The organism is Amycolatopsis antarctica (assembly GCF_002262875.1).
GTDB classification, from domain to species: Bacteria; Actinomycetota; Actinomycetes; order Mycobacteriales; family Pseudonocardiaceae; genus Amycolatopsis; species Amycolatopsis antarctica.
This window is the reverse complement of record NZ_NKYE01000001.1, coordinates 417,697-438,786: the sequence shown is the minus strand read 5'-3', so window position 1 is coordinate 438,786 and position 21,090 is coordinate 417,697. Positions and strand designations below refer to the sequence as shown.

The following is a 21,090-nucleotide window of genomic DNA, read 5'->3' as shown; positions in this document are numbered from 1 at the left end:
CTCAGCCGGCCTGGGTGGCGCCGCGACGACCGCGGGTGAAGCGGATGCCCACCGGGACGGCGACCGCGCCGACGGCGGCGAGGCCGATCCACAGCCCGGCACCGGAGGCGAGCGGGACCGGCGGGGCGGCCGGACCGCAGGTGGCGGACGAGACGTAGACGTCGCCGGTACCGAGCGAACCGACGACACCGCCGAGCAGCTTCAGGTGGATCGCGTTGACCGTGAGGCTGCCGTCCGGGTTGGGGATCTGCTCGTTGAGCGTGAGCTCGGCGATCTCGATGATGCCGAGCTTGATGCTGATCACCGTGTTCGGCGCGGGGTTCGCCGAGCCGCCGCCGACCCGGCCGAGCTTGAGACCGAGCAGTTCGGACTTCCCGGTCACCCCGGCCTGGGTCGCCTCGCAGGTGGCGGTGACCGCGTCGGCACCGAACTCACCGAGGACCGACAGCAGCGGAAGCCGCACCCCCGCCGTACTCGCCGAGGAGGAGACCACGCCGGTCTCGTCGTCGCGGACGGCCTTGGCGGTGATCACCCCGGTGCTGATCACCCCGTTCAGCGCGGCGCTGACGGCGGTGCTCTCGGTGGGCCCTTCGGTACTCGCGGCGGCGACCGGCCCCAGGTTGATCGCGGGCGCCCCGAGCAACGACACCCCCGCCTTCACGCCGTAGGCGGAGCCGTCGCCGGGTGCGGCGCTCGCGGTGGTGGCACCCATGAGTGCCACCGTCGCGACCGCGCACGCGACGAAGCCGGCTCGACGCAGAGAACGCACTCTCATCGTTCCTCCTGAATTGTCGCAATGGACCGCGCCGGCGTTTTTCCAACGCGGGAATTTCCCACTCGGCGTCGCTCGGTCCGCTGCTGGTCAATCGACTTGGGGGGAACTTTGGTACAGAAACGGTCAACAGTTCACCCGCGAGGGTGGGCTTTGGATTGAGCCATTCGCTCCACCGCACTACACCGGACGGTCTGCCGCATACCACCCGTTCAGCCGTGTAACGCCGCCGTACGGCGCAACGCTATGTCCCATGCGACCGCGCCGCGCGGAACGCGTGGTTCGTCCACCAATACTTCTTCGAACGCGAGGTTCCGGTGTCGGAAATCGGTGCACCAGCAATCGGCCACAGAGGCTCTCCGGCCAAGTACCTCAGCATCGCGTCACTTATTTTCGCCGCCGCACTCGTTGCTTTCGAACGCGGTTACCGGGAACTGGAAGTGCAATTCTTCGGCCTGCTGATCCGTGCGGTGAGCACGCAGGGGGTGTACGTCGCCGGGCACCGCGAGACCGTCTACTTCGGACTCGGCGGCGACAGCGCACTGGGCCTGCGGATGACCCCGGAGTGCTCGTCGGTGTTCATGCTGCTGCCGCTGCTGCTCGTCTCCGCCGTCCTGCTCTGGCTCGGCCCGCGCAGTGTGCCCCGGCTGCTGACCTCGTTCGCCGTCGGCGGTCTGGCGATCATCCTGGTCAACCAGGCCCGGCTGTTCGGCATCGCCGGACTGGTCGACCGCTTCGGCACCGACGAGGGCTACTACTGGGGGCACACCCTGCTCGGCTCACTGGTCAGCGTCATCGGCGGCGCCATCGCGCTGGTGCTGTTCGTCCGGCTGGCCACCCGCCGTCCCCGCGCCGAGCGGGCACGGCCGTGAACGGCGGCACGGTCTCGGTCCTGCTCGGCGTCACCCAGGCGTTCGCGCTGACCATGAGCGTGGCGTTCATCGTCTACGTGGTGGTGATCGTGGTCCCGTTCCTGCGCCTGCGGCCGAGGGGCACCGGCGACCCGGCGACCTTCGAGTGGCACTTCTTCGTGCCCTGCCGCGACGAGGAACCGGTGATCGGCGGAACGGTGTGCTACCTGCGCCACCACTTCCCGGACGCGCACGTCTGGGTGATCGACGACGACTCCGAGGACCGCACCGCCGAGGTGGTGGCGGCGGCACGGCTGCGCGAGGGCACCACCGACCCGTACGTCCACCTGGTGCGCAGGCGCAGGCCGAACGCCCGGACCGGCAAGGGCGACGCCCTGAACCAGGCGTACCGCGAACTCACCGCGTGGAGCGGGCGGCACGCGCCGAAGGACCGGGTCATCGTGGCCGTCGTGGACGCGGACGGCAGACCCGCCCCGAACTGCCTCGAGGTCTGCGCGGCGGAGCACCTGTTCGGCGACGAGCGGATCGGGGCGGTCCAGCTCGACGTGTGGATGAGCAACCGCGACACCGAACCCGCCGAGGGGTCCCGCTGGAGTCGCTGGTTCGGGCTGAAGCTGGCCCAGTTGCAGGACCTGGAGTTCCGCACGGCGATCGGCGCCATTCAGACCTCACGCGGGTTCACCGGCACCATCTCGATGGGCGGCAACGGGCAGTTCACCCGGCTCTCGGCGCTGCACACCATCGCGGACGGCACCGCCTCGCCGTGGCGCGGCTCGCTACTGGAGGACTTCGAACTCGGCGTGCACCTGCTGACGGCGGGCTGGCGTACCGCGTTCACCCGCGACTCGCACGTCGCGCAGGAAGGGCTGTACAGCCTGCGCCGCTTCCTGACCCAGCGCACCCGGTGGGGCCAGGGCACGATGCAGTGCTCCCGATACGTCCGGCGGATCTGGGACTCGCCGCATCTGAGCACCCTCGGTGCCGCCGAAATGATGTACTACCTGGCGCAGCCGTGGTTGCAGCTCCTCGGTTCGCTGCTCTACCCGATCCCGTTCCTGGTATTGCTGTTCAGCGGCGTCGGCGATCCGGGCCAGGTGTGGGGCTGGTTGCGCGAGGGCGGCTGGATCCTGTTCGTCATCTACGGCTGCTTCGGGCTCGCGCCGTTCGTCGTCTGGGGACCGATCTACTACCGGAAATGCTTGAAACGCAAAGGTTTCCTTCGCGGCATCGGGATGGGTCTGGCGTACGCGCTATACATCTACACCTTCTACATCACGTCCTGGCGGGCGCTGTTCCGGCTGCTGCGCGGCCGCAACGGCTGGTCCAAGACCCGGCGCAACACCGAGCACGCCCCGGGCGCCGTCGCGCTCGACCACTGAGCACTCGGCCAGACCTCAGGGGCGGTCGACCGCGGTCACCGTGACGACGGCGGCTCCCGCCTCGTCCGAGGCGGCCAGGTCGATCTCCGCGCTGATGCCCCAGTCGTGGTGGCCCTGCGGGTCATCGAAGATCTGCCGGACCCGCCACAGCTCCGGTTCCTTCTCGATCAGCAGCAAGGCGGGGCCGCGGGCGTCCGGGCCGATGCCGAGCGTGTCGTGCTCCTCGAAGTAGTCGCCCATCGCCTCGGCCCAGGTCTCCGCGTCGAAGCCGGTGGCCGCGTCGAGTTCGCCGAGATCGGCGTACGCCCGGCGGGCGGCCAGCTCGACCCTGCGGAAGAGCTGGTTGCGCACCAGCACGCGGAACGCGCGCTCGTTGCGGGTGACCGGTGGCGGACCCTCGGGCAGCGCCGGCGGCGCGTGCGGGTCCTCGGAATCGGGGTGGCGCAGGGCCTCCCACTCGTCGAGCAGGCTGGAGTCGACCTGCCGGACCAGTTCGCCGAGCCACTCGATGAGGTCCTGCAGGGGTTCGGTCTTCGCCTCGTCCGGCACCGTGTGCCGGAGCGCGTCGTAGGTGTTGGCGAGATACCGCAGCACCAGACCCTCGGACCGGGCCAGCGAGTAGAAACCCACGTACTCCACGAAGTTCATCGCGCGTTCGTACATGTCGCGCACCACCGACTTCGGCGAGAGCGCGTAGTCGGCCACCCAGGGATGACCCCGCCGATACGTCTCGTACGCCGCGTCGAGCATCTCCTCCAGCGGCTTCGGATACGTGACGTTCTCCAGCAGCTCCATCCGCTCGTCGTACTCGATGCCCTGCATCTTCATCTCGGCCACGGCCTCACCGCGCGCCTTGAACTGCTGCTGCGACAGCACCGGACGCGGATCATCCACAGTGGATTCCACAATGGACACGACATCGAGCGCGTAGCTCGGGGACTCCCGGTCCAGCAGTTCGATCGCCGCCAGCGCGAACGGGGACAACGGCTGGTTCAACGCGAAGTCGAACTGCAGGTCCACGGTCAGCCGCACCCGCCTGCCCTGCTCATCCGGCTGGTCGAGCCGTTCGACGACACCGGCCGAGAGCAGCGCCCGGAAGTTCGCGATCGCCCGCAGGATCAGCTTCCGCTGGGTCGCCCGGTCGGAATGGTTGTCCTCCAGCAGGTGCCGCATCGAGGCGAACGCGTCGCCGGGGCGGGCGATCACGTTCAGCAGCATCGAGTGGCTGACCTGAAAGCTGGACGTCAACGGTTCGGGTTCGGCCGCGACGAGCCGTTCGAAGGTGCTGTCCGTCCAGTTGACGAACCCCTCCGGCGCCTTCTTCCTGGTGATCTTGCGCTTCTTCTTCGGGTCGTCACCCGCCTTCTCCAGCGCCTTCGCGTTCTCGATCACGTGCTCCGGCGCCTCGACGACCACGTAGCCATCGGTGTCGAAGCCCGCCCGTCCGGCGCGCCCGGCGATCTGGTGGAACTCGCGTGCCTTGAGGTGCCGCTGCCGCACCCCGTCGTACTTGGTCAGCGCCGAGAGCACCACCGTCCGGATCGGCACGTTGATGCCGACCCCGAGGGTGTCCGTTCCGCAGATCAGCTTCAGCAGCCCGGCCTGCGCGAGCTGCTCGACCAGCCTGCGGTACTTCGGCAACATCCCGGCGTGGTGCACGCCGATGCCGTGGCGCAACAGCCGCGAGAGCGTCTTGCCGAAGCCCGCGGAGAACCGGAACTCGCCGATCGCCTCGGCGATGGCGTCCTTCTCCGCGCGCGAGGCCACGTTGATACTGGACAGCGCCTGTGCCCGTTCGATGGCGGCGGCCTGGGAGAAGTGCACGACGTACACCGGCGCCTGCCCGCCGTGCAGCAGCTCGCTGATCGTCTCGTGCATCGGGGTGAGGGCGTAGCGGAAGGTCAGCGGGACGGGCCGCTGCGCCGAGGTGACCACGGCGGTGGTCCGGCCGGTCCGTCGGGTCAGGTCCTTCTCGAAGAACGAGACGTCGCCCAGCGTCGCCGACATCAGCACGAACTGCGCGCGCGGCAGCTCCAGGATCGGCACCTGCCAGGCCCAGCCGCGATCCGGTTCGGCGTAGAAGTGGAACTCGTCGGCCACCACCTGGCCCACGTCGGCGTCCGCGCCGTGGCGCAGGGCGATGTTCGCCAGGATCTCGGCGGTGCAGCAGATGATCGGGGCGTCGGCGTTGACGCTGGAGTCACCGGTCATCATCCCGACGTTCTCGGTACCGAAGATCTCCACCAGGGAGAAGAACTTCTCACTCACCAGCGCCTTGATCGGCGCCGTGTAGAAGCTGCGCCGCCCGTCGGCCAGTGCGGCGAAATGCGCGCCCACGGCCACGAGGCTCTTGCCGGATCCGGTCGGCGTCGAGAGGATGACGTTGGCGCCGGACACGACCTCGATCAGCGCCTCCTCCTGCGCCGGGTACAGCTCGATCCCGCGCTCGGTCGTCCAGGAGGAGAAGGCGTCGAACAGCGTATCGGCGTCTGGTTCGGCTGGTACCGCGTCTGCGAGGCTCATCGTGGACGTCATCGTGCCATCCGTTCCCGGCACCGGCGCGGACGCCAGGCGCAGGGGGATGCGCATGGCCGGTCGCAAACCCGTAGGCTTCGCCCCGGGCTGGGGAATCCTCATGCCCGCGCACAGGTGGTTTTACCGGAGGGTCGAATGGCACAGGACATCATCCCGATCGAACTCGGGCTGCCACAGGGTGACCTGGTGACCCTGTGGGCACCACGCTGGCGCGAGGACGGCGAGGAGTGGGAGGCATTCCTCGGCGACGAGGACGATCTCTACGCCTTCCCGGACGCGGCCCACCTGGCCGCCTTCGTCCGCAAGGCCGAGCAGCACGATCTGGTGGACCACCCGGCGTGGAACGTCGTGCCCGCGCTGAACGTCCCCGAGCTGATCCCGGACGACGACCATTCCTACGACCTGGTCGGTGTCCCCGAGCTGGTCGCCGAGAACCCCGACTCGTGGACGATCGGCGAACTGGCCGAGATCGTCGGCATCGTCCGTTCACTGGCCGACGTGTGCGAGCTCGAAGAGGTGCACGAGGTCCTGGACAGCCACGAGGGTTTCTCCCTGCTGGAGCAGGGCAGGCTCCCGTTCACCGGCCGCGACGGCGAGCGCCTGTGGGCCGACCTGTCCTCCGCCGTGTCCGAGAAGTGGGACACGGTGCTCGACGCGATCGATCAGCTCGTCGACGTCCCGGACGTGGACGCGGCGACGCTGGAGCAGACCGCGGAGGAACTCGCCGCCTTCCACGAGGAGTCCGCCGAGGCCGAGGCCGGCGTGGACACCGACGCGGAGGACCTGGAGAGCGTCGACTCGGCGTCCGCCGACGAGGACGACGAGGACGAGGGCCCGGTCGGCTTCTGGGCCGAGGTCGGCATCGACCCGATCAAGATCATCACCAGTGGGCACGAGTACTACACGCTGCGCTGCTACCTCGACGACGAGCCGCTGTTCCTCGGCTCCGACGGGGAGATCGACGCCTACGGCTCACCCAAGGCGCTGGCCCGCGCGCTCGCCGACAGTTCGCAGTTCACCGAGAGCGACATCGCCGAAGTGTCCACTTGGGACGAGGTGCTGGCCAAGGCGACGGCCGGTGAGCTGGAGATCGAGATCGACGACGAGAACACCTACGTGCTGGCGGAACTGGACGCCGACATCGCACAGGGTGTCGACGCGATCGATCCGACCCAGCTCGAACTGGCCGTGGAACTGCTCACCGACGTCGACGACTGGGCCGGTGAGGACGACGTCTCCGACGCGCTCGCCACCTCGGAGAGCCTCGGCTGGCTGGTGTCCTTCGTGCTTCGCCCCGACCCGACGCGGCTGGCTCCCAGCGCTCCGTTCGACGCGGAGGAGACGGCCTGGCGCAAGCTGGTCGAGTCCCTCGAGGACCGGCTGCACCTGCACTGAACGAGGAACGTCCGCACGGGCCCCGCACCCTTCGTGGTGGCGGGGCCCGTTCGCGTTCCGGGCCCGATGGCGTCCGGGGGCCGATCGCGTGCCGTCGTGTTCGGAACGGTCGGGTCGCGGGTTCAGCTCGTGCGCGCCGCCGTCGCCGCCTCCTCGGCACGCACCGGCGTCAGCCAGATCGCGGCGAGCGGGAACACGGCCACCAGCGCGAAAGCCAGCGCGTACCGCGAATCGCCGATGACCAGTCCCAGCAGCGGGGGTGTCAGCGCGGCGAAGAGGTTCTGGCCGGTGTTCTGCGCACCCATCGCCCGGCCCGCCCAGGAGATGCCGGCCAGCTCGGCCGTCGCGGTGAAGCCCAGACCGTTGTCGCTCACCGTGATCACCGCGGCCAGCGCCAGCGCCACCACGACCAGCCACGGCCAGCTCGCGTCCCCGACCGCCACCACCAGCATCACCGCCGAACTGGCCACGGCGAGCTGGCGCATGGGCCGCAACCTGCTGCCGACCCGGTCCGACCAGTAGCCCGAAGCGAGGCGTCCGCAGGCACCGAGCGCCTGCACGGCGGCGAAGAACCAGCCGGCGGCAAGCGCACTCCAGCCGTGCACGGTGACCAGGTAGACCGGCGCGAACGCCGCCACCGCGGCCTGCGGGATCACCAGTGCCGCGCTCGCGCCGTGCACCCGCCACAGCGTCGGCGCCCGGTACGGCGAGCGGGGTTTCCCGCCGTCGGGCCCGGCTGGTGGCCGCGGCGGGTCACGCACCAGCAGGGCCACCAGCAGCGCGGCCAGCAGCATGAACACGGCGGGGAAGGCCATCGCCGTGGCGAAGTCGCCCGCCTGGGCCAGCGGTGGCAGCGCCAGTGCCGCGATCCCGACGCCGAGTGGCTGCGCGGTCTGCCGGATCCCCATCGCCATCCCGCGTTCGGACGGACTGAACCAGCCCATGACCACCCGGCCGCTCGCCGCGTTGACCGAGGCGCTGGCGGCTCCCGCGAGCAGATAGCAGGCGAACAGCGGGCCGAGTTCGCGGAGGCCGAACGTCGTGCCGAGCAGCAGCAGCCCGGACAGACCTAGTCCGAGGGCCATGATGAGGCGTTCACCGAACCGGTCCGCGGCGGCACCCCAGGCGATCAGGGTCAGCAACAGGCCGACGCTCGGCGCGGCGACCACGGTGCCCGCCTGCGCGAGCGAGAGACCCTCCGTGGTGCGCATGGCGGGCACCAGGAACGGGACGCCGTAGAGGAAGGAGCAGCTCGCCGTCTGCGCGAGAAGGCCGATGACGAGGATCAGCCAGCGGCGGCCACTCGCCGCCGTCCGCTCGGGCTCGACCATGCGACGTCCAAAATGCGAGACAACATTCCTGCATTCTGAACTTTACTTCGCAATGCTAACCATAACAAGCCCGCCGGACGCGCGAGGGAAACCGTCGAGCGACGGTTCCCCCGCGCGGGCTCAGTTCACCTGCCGGGCGTATCCGGGCTTGATGATCGTGTTGATGATGTCCAGCCGCTGATCGAAGTCGATGAACGCCGACTTCATCGCGTTGATGGTGAACCACTGCAGATCCGCCCAGCCGAAGCCGAACGCCTCCACCAGCGCGCCGAACTCCGAGGACATCGAACAGCCGCTCATCAGCCGGTTGTCGGTGTTGACGGTGACCCGGAAACTCATCGACGCCAGCAACCCGATCGGGTGCTCGGCGATGGAACGGGCCGCACCCGTCTGGACGTTCGAGGACGGGCACACCTCCAGCGGGATCCGGCGATCACGCACGTACGCCGCGAGCCTGCCCAGCTCGGGCGTACCCCCCGCGGAGTTCTTGATGTCGTCCACGATCCGCACGCCGTGGCCGAGCCGTTCCGCGCCGCAGTGCTGAATCGCCTCCCAGATCGAGGCGAGACCGAACGCCTCGCCCGCGTGAATGGTGAAATGCGCGTTGCTCGTGCGCAGATACTCGAAAGCGTCCAGATTGCGGGTGGGCGGAAAACCGTCCTCCGGACCCGCGATGTCGAAACCGACCACGCCGCCGTCGCGATAGCGCACCGCCAGCTCGGCGATCTCCAGCGCCCGCGCGTGCTGGCGCATCGCGCACAGCAGGGTGCCCGTCCGGATGGTCCGCCCGCGCGCGGCCGCCCGTCGCTCCCCCTCGGCGAAACCCGCCTGCACGGCCTCGACGACCGCCTCCAGGCTGAGCCCGCGCTCGACGAAAAGCTCTGGCGCGTAACGGACTTCCGCGTACACGACACCGTCGTCGGCGAGATCCTCCGCGCACTCGGCGGCGACCCGCACCAGAGCCTGTTCGGTCTGCATGACGCCACAGGTGTGCGCGAAGGTCTCCAAGTACGACTCCAGCGAACCGGAGTCCGCGGCGGTGCGGAACCAGGTGCCGAGTTCCGCCGCATCGGTGGTGGGCAGCGCCCCGTACCCGGCCGCCTCAGCGAGTTCGACGACCGTGCCGGGCCGCAGCCCTCCGTCGAGATGATCATGGAGCAGGACTTTGGGAGCCCGCCGGATCTCGTCCGGGGTGGGGACGGGGCCGGCGGGGGAGGAATCGCGTGCCATGGAGCGACAGTACCCGCCCACACGGACCAGACAGCCGCCTCCGGCCTCACCATCAGCGCCATTCGGAGCAACCGGTTCACCCGGATGCAGGTGCAGTTCACGGGCATCTTGATGGGGGCGATACCCAGTGCAATCCTCTGCTCGATAGGCTGCGGAGAAGTCCCTTCCCCGCCCCTGAAGGACAATCCCCGTGACCACTGATAATCAGATCGCCGCCCCGTCCTTCGACCGGATGCGCAACATGCTGGTGCGCGCGGCCGAGGTGCGTGAGAGCGAGCAGCAGCAGATCTTCGATTCGCTCGACGACATCTACGCCCGCCTGGCCCCCGTCGACTCGCTCGGCGCCGTCCGCAAGCGCCTCTCCGAGCTGCCCGACCGCACCGAGGTCGGCGTGCTCGCCGAACGCCTCGACGAGGCGATGTCGCGGCTCGAGGCGCAGGACAACGCCATCGCCGCCGTCGCCCGCGCCGTCGACACCATCGTCGACAAGCTGGCCAAGCCCTTCGCCCAGCTCGACGGCCGCCTCGACGGCATGGCCGGGCGCTTCGAGGGCGTCGCGGGCCGGATGGACGGCCTCGAGGACAAGCTGCAGAACATCCACCGTCGCCTCGACGAGCTGGACGTGCACCTGGACAAGCAGGACAGCAAGGCCGACTCGCTGCCGCACGCCGTGCACGGTCCGGTGCGCGAGCGCATCGACGTGGCCGAGACCGCGCTGCGCGAGCGTGTCGAAGCGCTGGAGACCGATGTCCGCACCCGCATCGAGGAGCTGGACACCGCCACCCGCGAGCGCCTGGACAGCACCGACAGCGGCGTGCGCACCGCCGTGCGCGAGGCCAGCGAGGCGATCGACGCCACCGAGCGCCTGGACGGCGTCGCCGACCGGATCGAGCAGGCCACCACCCGCATCGAGGACCTCTCGACCCGGGTGGACAAGGTCGAGGGCGCCGTCACCGGCAAGCTCACCGACCTGGACAACGCGGTGAAGAAGGCGCTGACGAGCGTGCAGGGCACGATCGACAACCAGCCCGACACCGAATCGCTGACCTCCGTGGTGCGCAAGAGCAACGAGGAGTCCGAGCGCCGGATCGGCGGCCAGCTCGACGAGGCGATGGCGACCTTCGCGGAGCTCATGCTCGGCGGCGGGCCCCTGCAGCAGCCCCCGATGCCGACCCAGCAGCCCGTCCGCCAGCCGCGCCGGGCCCGCAACGGCCGCGCACCGAAGAGCGCCGACGGCAAGAGCAAGAACGCCGAGTCGAACGGCGACGGTTCCGAGGACTGACGCCGCGCGGGCTCAGCCGCGCACGACCTCGAGGACGATGCCCTCGCCGCCGGCGGGGGCATCGTTCGTGTGCGAGCCCTTCTCCTTGACAGGCAGCGAATCCTTGGCAGGCGAGGGATCCGCGGGCGTGTAGGTCAGCGCCCCGTCCAGTGCGGCCAGCGCGGCCGGGACGGCGTCCGGGGTGTCGGTGTGCAGTTCCAGTACCGGGTCGCCCGCCTCGACGTACTCGCCCGGCTTTGCCAGGCAACGGATTCCGGCGGCGTACTGGACCCGCTCTCCCCGGCGGGCACGTCCGGCACCGAGCCGCCAGGCCGCGACGCCGACCCCATAAGCGTCCATTGTGGACAGTGTGCCGGTCTCGGTGGCGGACACCGTGTGCACGTGCCGTGGCCGGGGCAGCTCGGCCTCCGGGTCGCCGCCCTGCGCGCGGATCATCCGGCACCAGGTGTCGTACGCCCGGCCGGAGGCCAGCGCCTCGGCGGGATCGGCGTCCGGCAGGCCCGCCAGGTCCAGCATCTCGCGGGCCAGTGCCAGCGTCAGCGCGACCACGTCCGCGGGCCCGCCGCCGCGCAGCACCTCCACCGACTCGGCGACCTCGACGGCGTTGCCGACGGCCCGGCCGAGCGGAGTGCTCATGTCGGTGAGCAGCGCACTGGTACGCACCCCGTGCGCCGCACCGATTTCCACCATCGCCGCGGCCAGTTCCCGCGCCTGCTCGGCGGTCTTCATGAACGCGCCGGAGCCGACCTTGACGTCCAGCACCAGACCGGCCGCGCCCTCGGCGATCTTCTTGCTCATGATCGAGCTGGCGATCAGCGGAACGGATTCCACCGTGGCGGTGACATCGCGCAGCGCGTACAGCTTGCGGTCGGCCGGAGCCAGTCCCTCGGTCGCCGCGCACACCACGGCCCCGACCTCGTCGAGCTGCTTGCCGATCTCGGCCGTGGACAGCTCCGCCCGCCAGCCGGGGATCGACTCCAGCTTGTCCAGCGTGCCCCCGGTGTGGCCCAGCCCCCGCCCGGAAAGCTGCGGAACGGCCGCACCGCAGGCCGCTACCAGCGGCGCGAGCGGCAGGGTGATCTTGTCGCCGACCCCGCCGGTCGAGTGCTTGTCGACGGTCGGACGGGCGGAGGTCAGCGACAGCCGCTCCCCCGAGTCGATCATCGCGCCGGTCCAGCGGGCCGTCTCGGCGGCGTCCATTCCGCGCAGGAAGATCGCCATGGCGAGCGCCGACATCTGCTCCTCGGCGACCACGCCGCGGGTGTAGGCGTCGATCACCCAGGCGATCCGCTCGTCGTCGAGCCGGGCACCGTCCCGCTTCGCCCGGATCACGTCGACGGCGGCAAAGGGCTCCGTGGTCATGCATCGCTCCAGATCAGCGTCTCGCGCGCGGGCCGGAACCCGGTCACGATGGCAGGTCGGCGGGCCCGAACGCCTCGGGCAGCACCTCGGTCATCGGCAGGATTCCGCGCGGCGTGTCGACCAGGCAGGCCCCGCCACCCAGCTCGAACAGGATCTGCCTGCACCGTCCGCAGGGCATCAGCAGCTCGCCGGTGCCACCGCGGCAGGCGACGGCCACCAGCCTGCCGCCGCCGGAGAGCCGGAGCTGGCCCGCCATCGTGCACTCCGCGCACAGGCCGAGGCCGTAGGAGGCGTTCTCGACGTTGCAGCCGAGCACCATGCGACCGTCGTCGACGATCCCCGCGACGCCCACTCGCAGGCCCGAGTACGGCGCGTACGCACTCTGCGCGGCCCGCACCGCGCTCGCCCGCAACGCCTCCCAGTCGACTCCGGGCGAGACCACTACTCGTCCTCCCCGCGCCGGTAGCGCTTGCCGATCGACTTCGGTGGCCGGAGCCGTTGCGCAGCGACGGCCAGCACGATGAGCGTGACGAAGTGCGGCGTGTACGGGATCAGGTCGTCCGGCAGCTCGTCGTTGGCCCAGTAGATGTAGTACAGGAGTCCGGCGCCCGCCGCGCTGAGCAGCGCGGGCAGCCAGTCCCGCTTGACCATCTTGACCACGAACAGCACACCGAGTGCGATCGCCGCACCGTAGAACAGCGCCAGCACCGCCTCGCCGCCGCCGGAGAGTTGCAGGCCGTCGGCGTAACCGAACAGGGCGGCACCACCGAGCAGGCCACCGGGCCGCCAGTTGCCGAAGATCATCGCGGCGAGGCCGATGTAGCCTCGGCCGTTCGTCTGGTTCTCCAGGTAGTCCGCGCCACCGGGCAGCAGCACCAGTGAGGCACCGCCCATACCGGCCAGCCCGCCCGAGATCGCCAGCGCGGCGTACTTGTGCAGATAGACGTTGACGCCGAGCGATTCCGCGGCGACCGGGTTCTCCCCGCAGGAACGCAGCCGCAGGCCGAAGCGGGTGCGCCAGAGGATCAGGTAACTCACCGGGATCAGCAGCAGCGCGATCACGGTCAGCGGCGAGACCTCGGTGATCAGGCCGCGCACGATGCCCGCCACGTCGGAGAGCCCGACCCGCTGCTGGTCCTCCAGGTCACCGAGCCAGTCGGAGAGGAAGGTCGCCGAGTACGTGTCGAACTTCGGCACCGGCGGCGACTGCCTCGGGTTGCCGGACAGCGGCTGGAACACCAGCGTCGCCAGGTACTTCGCGACGCCGAGTCCCAGCAGGTTGATCGCCACGCCGGAGACGATGTGGTTGACGTTGAAGGTGACCGTCGCCAGCGCGTGCAGCAGCCCGCCCAGTCCGCCGAACAGGATCGCCGCGCCGAGCCCGGCCCAGACCCCGCCGTAGAACGCGCCCCAGGCCGCGCCCCACGTACCGAGGATCATCATGCCCTCGAGGCCGATGTTGATCACGCCGGACCGTTCCGCCCACATGCCGCCGAGCGCGGCGAGCAGGATCGGCAGCGCGAGGCGCAGCGCCGTCTGCGTCGTGTTCGACGAGGTCAGCACGTTGAGACCGGTCAGGTACGAGGTCGCGGACAGGGCCGCGATCGCGACGACCGCCCACAGCGCCCCGCGCGCCCAGCCGGGCAGGCTCCGCTTCTCCGGTGCGGGCGGCATGGTCGAACCACTGCCGCCCGAGGGCACGTCCATCACCATGTTGCTCATACCGCGCCCCCTTCGTGCACGTCGGCGGGCTTGCCGCCGGGGCCGTTACCGCCCAGTGCCCGGCCCACCCTGCGCTGTTCCGCGGCGAGGTCGGCCCGTTTGACGATCTCGTAGGCGACCACCACCGACAGCACGATCGTGCCCTGGATGATCGTCGCGATCTCCTTGGGCACCTGGATCTGTTCCAGCGACACCGCCGACTTGTCCAGGAACGCCCACAACAGCGCACCGAGCGCGATGCCGGCCGGGTGGTTGCGGCCCAGCAGTGCCACCGCGATACCGGTGAAGCCGTACTGCTGGGTGGAGGTGATGCCGTAGACGTGGTCGCGGCCGAGCAGTTCCGGCAGCGCGACCATCCCGGCGACGGCCCCGGAGAGCAACATCGCCGTCAGCACCATCTTCTTCGCGTTGACGCCACCCGCCTCGGCCGCGGTGGACGACTCGCCACTGGCCTTGAGCTCGAAGCCGAACCGGGTGCGGCTGAGCATGAACCAGTACGCGAAGCCGATCGCCACCGCGACGAAGAAGAAGCCGAACAGCGCGCCGAGATCACCCAGCGGCAGGCCAGGAAGCTGGCCCGACTCGGGGATCTCCGCGGTGCTCACATTGTTGCCGCGCTGCACGCCGAACTGGTCCGGGTTGACCAGGAAGGCGATCAGGCCACCGGCGATCGCGTTCAGCATGATCGTGGAGATGACCTCGCTGACGCCGCGCGTCACCTTCAGGATGGCCGGGATCGCCGCGTACGCCGCGCCGGCGAGCGCGGCCACCAGGATGATGAACGCGGTGTGCAGCACCGGCGGCAGCTTCACGGCCGCGCCGACGATCGCCGCGATGATCGCGGCGAACCGGTACTGGCCCTCGACGCCGATGTTGAACAGGTTCATCTGGAAGCCGATGGCCACCGCGAGCCCGGCCAGGTAGTAGACCGTCGCCAGGTTCACCGTGTCCACCGCGATGGTGCCCTGCCCGAGCTGGCGCAGCATCGTGCCGAACGCCTGCAACGGATCCGCGCCGGAGATCAGCAGGGCCACACTGGACAGCAGTACGGCGAAGGCGATCGCCAGCAGTGGCGGAAGAAGCTTGGTACGCCAGGAAGTCACGACTGTTCACCGTCCGATTCAGACACAGCGGACACGTCCGGACCGTCGGCGGCGGCGTCGGTCTCGCCCGCGCCGGTCATCGCCGAACCGAGCTCGGTCGGGGTGACCGTGGCCGGGTCGGCCTCGGTCACCAGCCTGCCGCGCAACATCACCCGGATCGTGTCGGAAAGGCCGATCAGCTCGTCGAGGTCGGCCGAGATCAGCAGCACCGCGAGCCCCTCGGCCCTGGCGAGGCGGATCTGCTCCCAGATCAGCGCCTGCGCACCCACGTCGACGCCGCGAGTCGGGTGCGAGGCGATCAGCAGCACCGGTGTGCCGGACAGTTCCCGCCCGACGATCAGTTTCTGCTGGTTGCCACCGGACAGCGCGCCCGCGGGCACGTCGATGCCCGGGGTACGCACGTCGTAGTCGGTGACGATGCGCTCGGTGTCCTTGCGCGCACCGGAGATGTCCAGCAGCGGACCGGAGGCCACCGGCTTGCGCGTCTGGTAACCGAGGATCCTGTTGACCCACAACGGTTGCGTCAGCAGCAGGCCGTGCCGGGTGCGGTCCTCGGGGATGTAGCCGATACCGGCCTCGCGGCGCGCCAGCGTGCCGAGCCTGGTCAGGTCCCGCGCCTGTCCCCCGGCGTCGACGAGCTCGACCTTGCCGGAGCTCGCCTTGCGCATGCCCATGATGGTCTCGACCAGTTCGGTCTGCCCGTTGCCCTCGACCCCGGCCACGCCGAGCACCTCGCCCGCGCGTACGGCGAAGGAGATGTGGTCGAGCGCGGCACGGGCCGAGCCCTCGGTGTCCAGACGCAGGTCGTGCACGCGCAGCACCTCCCGCGTGGTCACGGTGGACTCGCGGGTCTCCGGGCTGGGCAGTTCGCTGCCGACCATCATCTCGGCCAGTTCGCGCGAGCTGATCGTCTTCGGGTCGGCGGTGCCGACGGTGGTGCCCCGCCGGATCACGGTGACCGTGTCGGCGATCGCGCGCACCTCGTCCAGCTTGTGCGAGATGAACAGGAAGGTGAAGCCCTGCGCCTGCATGCTGCGCACCGTGTCGAACAGCGCGTCGACCTCGTGGGGCACCAGCACGGCCGTCGGCTCGTCCAGGATGACGATCTTCGCGCCGCGATAGAGCACCTTGACGATCTCGACACGCTGCCGGTCGGCGACGCCGAGTCGTTCGACGAGCACGTCCGGCGAGGCGTGCAGACCGGTCTGCCCGGCGAGCTCGGCCATCCGCTTGCGCGCCCTGCCGCCGATGCCGTGCAGGCCCTCGGCGCCGAGCAGGACGTTCTCCCGCACGGTGAGGTTGTCGGCGAGCATGAAGTGCTGGTGGACCATGCCGATCCCGGCCTGGATCGCGTCCTGCGGGTTACGCAGGCGGACCGGCGAGGAGTTGACGGAGATGCTGCCCTCGTCCGGCTGCTGCATCCCGTACAGGATCTTCATCAGCGTCGACTTGCCCGCGCCGTTCTCACCGCAGATGGCGTGCACCTCGCCCGCGTGCACGGTGAGGTTGACGTCGGAATTGGCGACGACACCGGGAAAGCGCTTGGTGATCCCGGTGAGTTCGACGACCGGAGCGCCCCTGGCGGCACCGGGCTCAGGACTGTTCATGAGTTGCTGACTCCCCAACGAACGCACGAGGGGCCCGCCGGACGGGATCACCGTCGGGTGGGCCCCACGTGTTTACCAGGCTTGGTTATTCCGGCTTGTCCGAGACCGTGATCTTGCCGTCGACGATCTGCTGCTTGTACCCGTCGAGCACGGCCTTGATGTCGTCGACCATGCCACCGGAGGTGGAGTAGCCGACGCCGTCGACCTTGAGGTCGAAGCGCTTCGGCAGCGAGGTGAGGTCGTTCTTGGCGACGGCCTGGATGTAGTCGTAGACCGCCACGTCGACGCGCTTGATCATCGAGGTCATGATGACGTCCTTGACGCCCTCGACCGTCTTCTGGTTGTACTGGTCGGAGTCGACGCCGATGGCGAGCGCGTTGTTGGCCTTCGCGGCCTCGAACACGCCACGGCCGGAGGCCCCCGCCGCGTGGTAGAGGACGTCGGCGCCCTTGTCGACCTGGGCCTTGCCGACGACGTTGCCCTTGCCCGGGTCGTTGAACCCGGTGATGTCACCGGCCGGGGTGAGGTAGTCGTCCTCGATCTTGACCTTGTCCGAGGCCGCCTTGGCACCGGCCAGGAAGCCCGCCTCGAACTTCTGGATCAGCGGGGTGTCCACACCGCCGACGAAGCCGATGTGGCAGTTCTTGCTCTTGTGCACGGCGGCGACGCCGGCCAGGTACGAACCCTGCTCCTCGGCGAAGACCAGCGGGGTCACGTTCGGCGCCTGGACCGAGTCGTCGTCGATGATCGCGAACTTGGTGTCCGGGAACTTCGGCGCGACGGCCTTGACGGCCTCGGCGTAGGCGAAACCGACGGCGATGACCGGGTTGAAGCCCTCGGTCGCCATCTGGTTGAGGCGCTGCTGCTTGGCGTCCTCGGATTCGGTGCCCGCGGCGGTGCTCTCGGTGGAGTCCGTCACGCCCATGTCGGCCTTGGCCTTGTCCACGCCAGCGGCGGCGGCGTCGTTGAAGGAGGCGTCACCCCGGCCGCCGACGTCGTAGGCGAGACCGACCTTCAGCGCGCTGGCGTCGACCTTCTCGCCTGCCGCGCTGGAGCTGCTGGCCGCGGGGGACGCGGCGGGCGGGGCCTCGGCCGTGACACACGACTGGCCACCGGCCTGGTCGCCGGAATCGCCGCTGTCGCTGCCGCCACCGGAGTCCTTGGCGCATCCGGCGAGCACGAGAACGCTCACCATGCCGACAGCCGCGACACCGGCACGGCTCAATCGGAAACCAGGCTTTCGACGCACGGTCTCTCCTCCCCCGCCGGGTTACGGCGGACCACCGAAGAAAATGAACTGGCCCCAGTGCCAGGTTCGACTGGCGAACCGTACCCGTAAGCGACCAATTGGCCATACCCGTGGCACTCCACGTAACCGAAACGTTTGCTCGAAAATCGGGCCGCGATCAGCCGGGTACACACCGTGACGACCACGCGGACGAGTGACGGCGTCCATCCGGAGGGCACCGGAGCGCGGTCATTCGTTCGGGTAACGCATGAACGTGCGTCATCCGGTGCGCCGGCGGGCTCGTGGTGTCTGGTCGATCACAGACGACAACCCGAGGTGCGCCCGCCCGGAGTGGGCGGGTCTAGCATCGGCAACCATCCAGGCTCGATGGCCCTCGACCTCGCGGCACCGTCGCCGCCGGCGTCACATGTGGACACATGTGAACTCGACCGGCGACGACGTGAAGCGGAGATCCTCGGTCAGCCGGGCACAGTCATCTGTGACGTTGGAGGCCGTTCACCGATGTCCACCACGGCTAGCACCGCCGAAGCGACGGCGGGCAGCGATCGGGCGGGTGCCTCGCGCCGTAACGGGACCTTCTACCGGGGCGACCCCGGCATGTGGTCCTGGGTCATGCACCGCATCACCGGCGTGCTCACGTTCTTCTTCCTGTTCGTCCATGTCCTCGACACCGCTCTCGTACGCGTCTCCCCGGAGAGCTACGACGCGGTCATCGAGACCTACAAGACGCCGTTCGTCAACCTGCTCGAGGTCGCGCTCGTCGGCGCCGTGCTCTACCACGCGCTGAACGGGATCCGCGTCATGCTCGTCGACTTCTGGTCGAAGGGCCCCGCGCTGCAGCGTCCGATGCTGTGGACGATCCTCGGCGTCTGGGTGCTCGTGATGATCCCGGGTACCTACTTCATGCTCGAGCGCACGATCACCGAAATGTTCGGGGGCTGACATGACGACACCGGCACTGACCCTCGACAAGCCGCGCAGCCCGCGCAGGCCGTCCGCCCGCCGCAGCAACTTCGAGCTCTACAGCTGGCTGTTCATGCGGCTGTCCGGCATGGCGCTGATCGTGCTCGTGCTCGGCCACCTGTTCATCATGAACATCCTCGACGGCGGTGTGCACCGGCTGAACTTCGCGTTCGTCGCCGGCCGCTGGGCCTCCCCGTTCTGGCAGTTCTGGGACCTGTCGATGCTCTGGCTCGCGCAGCTCCACGGTGGCAACGGACTGCGCACGATCATCGACGACTACGCCCGCAAGGACAGCACCCGGTTCTGGCTGAAGATCGTCCTCTACGTCTCGATGGTGCTGATCCTCGCCGTCGGCACGATGGTGATCTTCACCTTCGACCCGAACATCGCGGCCTGACGGCCCACCACCACACGGCCGCCCGCCACCGGACCGTCCACAGCGGACGCCACGAGCGGCACGAACAGCGGAGTGATTCCCATGCAGTTCCACAAGTACGACGTGGTGATCGTCGGCGCGGGCGGCGCGGGCATGCGCGCGGCCATCGAGTCCGGCCAGCGCACCCGTACCGCCGTGCTCACCAAGCTCTACCCGACGCGGTCGCACACCGGCGCGGCCCAGGGCGGCATGTGCGCCGCCCTGGCCAACGTCGAGGAGGACAACTGGGAGTGGCACACCTTCGACACGGTCAAGGGCGGCGACTACCTGACCGACCAGGACGCGGCCGAGATCATGGCGAAGGAAGCCATCGACGCGGTGCTCGACCTGGAGAAGATGGGCCTGCCGTTCAACCGCACGCCGGAAGGCAAGATCGACCAGCGGCGCTTCGGCGGGCACACCCGTGACCACGGCAAGGCCGCCGTCCGCCGCGCCTGTTACGCCGCGGACCGCACCGGCCACATGATCCTGCAGACGCTGTACCAGAACTGCGTCAAGCACGAGGTCGAGTTCTTCAACGAGTTCTACGTCCTCGACATCACCATGAGCGACACCCCCGACGGCCCGGTCGCCTCCGGCGCGGTCGCCTACGAACTCGCCACCGGCGAGATCCACGTGTTCCAGGCGAAGTCGATCGTGTTCGCCACCGGCGGGTTCGGCAAGGTCTTCAAGACCACGTCCAACGCGCACACGCTCACCGGTGACGGCATGGGCATCTACTACCGCAAGGGCCTGCCGCTGGAGGACATCGAGTTCTACCAGTTCCACCCGACCGGCCTGGCCGGTCTCGGCATCCTGCTCACCGAGGGCGCCCGCGGTGAGGGCGCGATCCTGCGGAACAAGGACGGCGAGCGCTTCATGGAGCGCTACGCCCCCACCATCAAGGACCTCGCGCCGCGCGACATCGTCGCCAGGTCGATGGTGCTGGAGGTGCTGGAGGGCCGCGGTGACGGTCCGCACGCCGACTACGTGCTGCTGGACTGCACGCACCTCGGCGCCGAGGTGCTGGAGACGAAACTGCCGGACATCACCGAGTTCGCCCGGACGTACCTGGGCGTCGACCCGGTCACCGAGCCGGTGCCGGTGTACCCGACCGCGCACTACGCGATGGGCGGAATCCCGACCAACGTGCACGGGGAAGCGTTGCGGGACAACGACAACGTCATCCCGGGCCTGTACGCGGCCGGCGAGGTGGCGTGCGTGTCGGTGCACGGCGCGAACCGGCTGGGCACCAACTCGCTGCTGGACATCAACGTGTTCGGCCGCAGGGCGGGTATCGCGGCGGCCGAGTACGCGGCGGGCCACGACTACGTCGAGCTGCCCGAGGATCCGGCGACGATGGTGCAGGGCATGGTCGAACACCTGCGTACCGCGCACGGTGGCGAGCGGGTCGCGGACATCCGCACCGAACTGCAGCAGACGATGGACACCAACGCGGCGGTGTACCGCACCGAGGAGACGCTGAAGCAGGCGTTGTCCGACGTGCAGGCGCTCAAGGAGCGGTACGGCCGGATCGCCGTGCAGGACAAGGGGATGCGGTACAACACCGACCTCCTCGAAGCCGTCGAGCTCGGGTTCCTGCTGGACCTGGCCGAGGCACTGGTGAACGCGGCGCTGGCGCGCAAGGAGTCGCGCGGCGGGCACGCGCGCGAGGACTACCCGAACCGCGACGACACGAACTTCATGCGCCATTCGATGTCGTACAAGCAACTGCCGGAGAAGCAGGATCCGGACGCGCCGCTGGGCCTGACCGGTTTCATCTCCGACATCCGGCTCGACTACAAGCCGGTGACCTTCACCCGGTACGAGCCGATGGAGCGCAAGTACTGATGGGACAACTCTTCTCCGCCGA

17 protein-coding genes are annotated in these 21,090 nt (G+C 69.3%); 7 read left to right on the top strand and 10 right to left on the bottom strand.

Annotated elements, in window-relative coordinates:
- Position 1: 1 nt before the first annotated feature.
- Positions 2-775 carry a choice-of-anchor P family protein gene (locus CFN78_RS02145; RefSeq protein ID WP_094860791.1) on the bottom strand — a complete coding sequence of 258 codons (774 nt, stop codon included), beginning with the start codon at positions 773-775 and terminating at the stop codon, positions 2-4.
- 314 nt (positions 776-1,089) lie between these two features.
- On the opposite strand from CFN78_RS02145, the gene xrtP reads away from it, so the two are divergent.
- Positions 1,090-1,644, top strand: a complete 555-nt coding sequence (gene xrtP, locus CFN78_RS02140; RefSeq protein WP_338065506.1) for an exosortase P — start codon at positions 1,090-1,092, stop codon at positions 1,642-1,644.
- 53 nt (positions 1,645-1,697) lie between these two features.
- Entirely contained in the window at positions 1,698-3,023 is a 1,326-nt protein-coding gene (locus CFN78_RS02135; protein WP_165777427.1) for a glycosyltransferase, read from the top strand.
- A 15-nt stretch (positions 3,024-3,038) separates the two neighbouring features.
- Here CFN78_RS02135 and CFN78_RS02130 read toward each other — a convergent pair whose 3' ends face one another.
- Positions 3,039-5,546, bottom strand: coding sequence for a DEAD/DEAH box helicase (locus CFN78_RS02130; protein WP_094861080.1), 2,508 nt, complete (start codon positions 5,544-5,546; stop codon positions 3,039-3,041).
- Between the two features lie 147 nt (positions 5,547-5,693).
- Here CFN78_RS02130 and CFN78_RS02125 point away from each other — a divergent pair, with 147 nt between their 5' ends.
- On the top strand, positions 5,694-6,953 hold the full coding sequence (locus CFN78_RS02125; RefSeq protein WP_094860789.1) for a preprotein translocase subunit SecD family protein: 1,260 nt from the start codon (positions 5,694-5,696) through the stop codon (positions 6,951-6,953).
- A 122-nt stretch (positions 6,954-7,075) separates the two neighbouring features.
- Here CFN78_RS02125 and CFN78_RS02120 read toward each other — a convergent pair whose 3' ends face one another.
- Entirely contained in the window at positions 7,076-8,284 is a 1,209-nt protein-coding gene (locus CFN78_RS02120; RefSeq protein WP_094860788.1) for an MFS transporter, read from the bottom strand.
- A 120-nt stretch (positions 8,285-8,404) separates the two neighbouring features.
- Positions 8,405-9,514, bottom strand: a complete 1,110-nt coding sequence (locus CFN78_RS02115) for an adenosine deaminase (RefSeq protein WP_094860787.1) — start codon at positions 9,512-9,514, stop codon at positions 8,405-8,407.
- Positions 9,515-9,704: 190 nt separating this feature from the next.
- Between CFN78_RS02115 and CFN78_RS02110 the strand changes: the two genes are divergently transcribed.
- Positions 9,705-10,796 (top strand): coiled-coil domain-containing protein, encoded by a 1,092-nt coding sequence (locus CFN78_RS02110; protein WP_094860786.1) that lies wholly within the window; start codon positions 9,705-9,707, stop codon positions 10,794-10,796.
- A 12-nt stretch (positions 10,797-10,808) separates the two neighbouring features.
- Here the strand turns inward: CFN78_RS02110 and CFN78_RS02105 are convergent, their stop codons facing one another.
- The 6 genes from CFN78_RS02105 to CFN78_RS02080 form a co-directional block, all read right to left on the bottom strand.
- Complete coding sequence (locus tag CFN78_RS02105; RefSeq protein ID WP_094860785.1) at positions 10,809-12,158, bottom strand: thymidine phosphorylase; 1,350 nt, start codon at positions 12,156-12,158, stop codon at positions 10,809-10,811.
- Positions 12,159-12,201: 43 nt separating this feature from the next.
- Complete coding sequence (locus CFN78_RS02100) at positions 12,202-12,600, bottom strand: cytidine deaminase (protein WP_094860784.1); 399 nt, start codon at positions 12,598-12,600, stop codon at positions 12,202-12,204.
- Positions 12,600-13,871, bottom strand: a complete 1,272-nt coding sequence (locus CFN78_RS02095) for an ABC transporter permease (RefSeq protein ID WP_094861079.1) — start codon at positions 13,869-13,871, stop codon at positions 12,600-12,602. The genes CFN78_RS02100 and CFN78_RS02095 overlap by 1 nt, the downstream gene beginning before the upstream one ends.
- Before the next feature lie 5 nt (positions 13,872-13,876).
- Entirely contained in the window at positions 13,877-14,983 is a 1,107-nt protein-coding gene (locus CFN78_RS02090; protein WP_094860783.1) for an ABC transporter permease, read from the bottom strand.
- Positions 14,980-16,590: an ABC transporter ATP-binding protein gene (locus CFN78_RS02085; protein ID WP_094860782.1), complete on the bottom strand. Its 1,611-nt coding sequence runs from the start codon at positions 16,588-16,590 to the stop codon at positions 14,980-14,982. Before CFN78_RS02085 ends, CFN78_RS02090 begins: the two co-directional genes overlap by 4 nt.
- 85 nt (positions 16,591-16,675) lie before the next feature.
- Positions 16,676-17,785 (bottom strand): BMP family lipoprotein, encoded by a 1,110-nt coding sequence (locus CFN78_RS02080; protein WP_094861078.1) that lies wholly within the window; start codon positions 17,783-17,785, stop codon positions 16,676-16,678.
- A 555-nt stretch (positions 17,786-18,340) separates the two neighbouring features.
- On the opposite strand from CFN78_RS02080, the gene sdhC reads away from it, so the two are divergent.
- From sdhC to sdhA, 3 genes are all read left to right on the top strand, one after another.
- Positions 18,341-18,781, top strand: coding sequence for a succinate dehydrogenase, cytochrome b556 subunit (gene sdhC / locus CFN78_RS02075; RefSeq protein WP_094860781.1), 441 nt, complete (start codon positions 18,341-18,343; stop codon positions 18,779-18,781).
- A gap of 1 nt (position 18,782) precedes the next feature.
- Positions 18,783-19,199 carry a succinate dehydrogenase hydrophobic membrane anchor subunit gene (locus CFN78_RS02070; protein ID WP_094860780.1) on the top strand — a complete coding sequence of 139 codons (417 nt, stop codon included), beginning with the start codon at positions 18,783-18,785 and terminating at the stop codon, positions 19,197-19,199.
- 81 nt (positions 19,200-19,280) lie between these two features.
- Positions 19,281-21,068 (top strand): succinate dehydrogenase flavoprotein subunit, encoded by a 1,788-nt coding sequence (gene sdhA / locus CFN78_RS02065; protein ID WP_094860779.1) that lies wholly within the window; start codon positions 19,281-19,283, stop codon positions 21,066-21,068.
- The last annotated feature ends 22 nt before the right edge of the window (positions 21,069-21,090 follow it).

What these genes read in the sequence shown, in the direction of transcription:
- CFN78_RS02120 (WP_094860788.1), bottom strand. Translation starts at nt 8,284, where the DNA reads ATGGTCGAGCCCGAGCGGACGGCGGCGAGTGGCCGCCGCTGGCTGATC.
- CFN78_RS02070 (WP_094860780.1), top strand. Translation starts at nt 18,783, where the DNA reads ATGACGACACCGGCACTGACCCTCGACAAGCCGCGCAGCCCGCGCAGG.
- CFN78_RS02130 (WP_094861080.1), bottom strand. Translation starts at nt 5,546, where the DNA reads ATGAGCCTCGCAGACGCGGTACCAGCCGAACCAGACGCCGATACGCTG.
- sdhA (WP_094860779.1), top strand. Translation starts at nt 19,281, where the DNA reads ATGCAGTTCCACAAGTACGACGTGGTGATCGTCGGCGCGGGCGGCGCG.
- CFN78_RS02080 (WP_094861078.1), bottom strand. Translation starts at nt 17,785, where the DNA reads ATGGTGAGCGTTCTCGTGCTCGCCGGATGCGCCAAGGACTCCGGTGGC.
- CFN78_RS02105 (WP_094860785.1), bottom strand. Translation starts at nt 12,158, where the DNA reads ATGACCACGGAGCCCTTTGCCGCCGTCGACGTGATCCGGGCGAAGCGG.
- CFN78_RS02135 (WP_165777427.1), top strand. Translation starts at nt 1,698, where the DNA reads ATGAGCGTGGCGTTCATCGTCTACGTGGTGGTGATCGTGGTCCCGTTC.
- CFN78_RS02125 (WP_094860789.1), top strand. Translation starts at nt 5,694, where the DNA reads ATGGCACAGGACATCATCCCGATCGAACTCGGGCTGCCACAGGGTGAC.
- CFN78_RS02115 (WP_094860787.1), bottom strand. Translation starts at nt 9,514, where the DNA reads ATGGCACGCGATTCCTCCCCCGCCGGCCCCGTCCCCACCCCGGACGAG.
- CFN78_RS02145 (WP_094860791.1), bottom strand. Translation starts at nt 775, where the DNA reads ATGAGAGTGCGTTCTCTGCGTCGAGCCGGCTTCGTCGCGTGCGCGGTC.
- CFN78_RS02095 (WP_094861079.1), bottom strand. Translation starts at nt 13,871, where the DNA reads ATGGTGATGGACGTGCCCTCGGGCGGCAGTGGTTCGACCATGCCGCCC.
- sdhC (WP_094860781.1), top strand. Translation starts at nt 18,341, where the DNA reads ATGTCCACCACGGCTAGCACCGCCGAAGCGACGGCGGGCAGCGATCGG.
- CFN78_RS02085 (WP_094860782.1), bottom strand. Translation starts at nt 16,590, where the DNA reads ATGAACAGTCCTGAGCCCGGTGCCGCCAGGGGCGCTCCGGTCGTCGAA.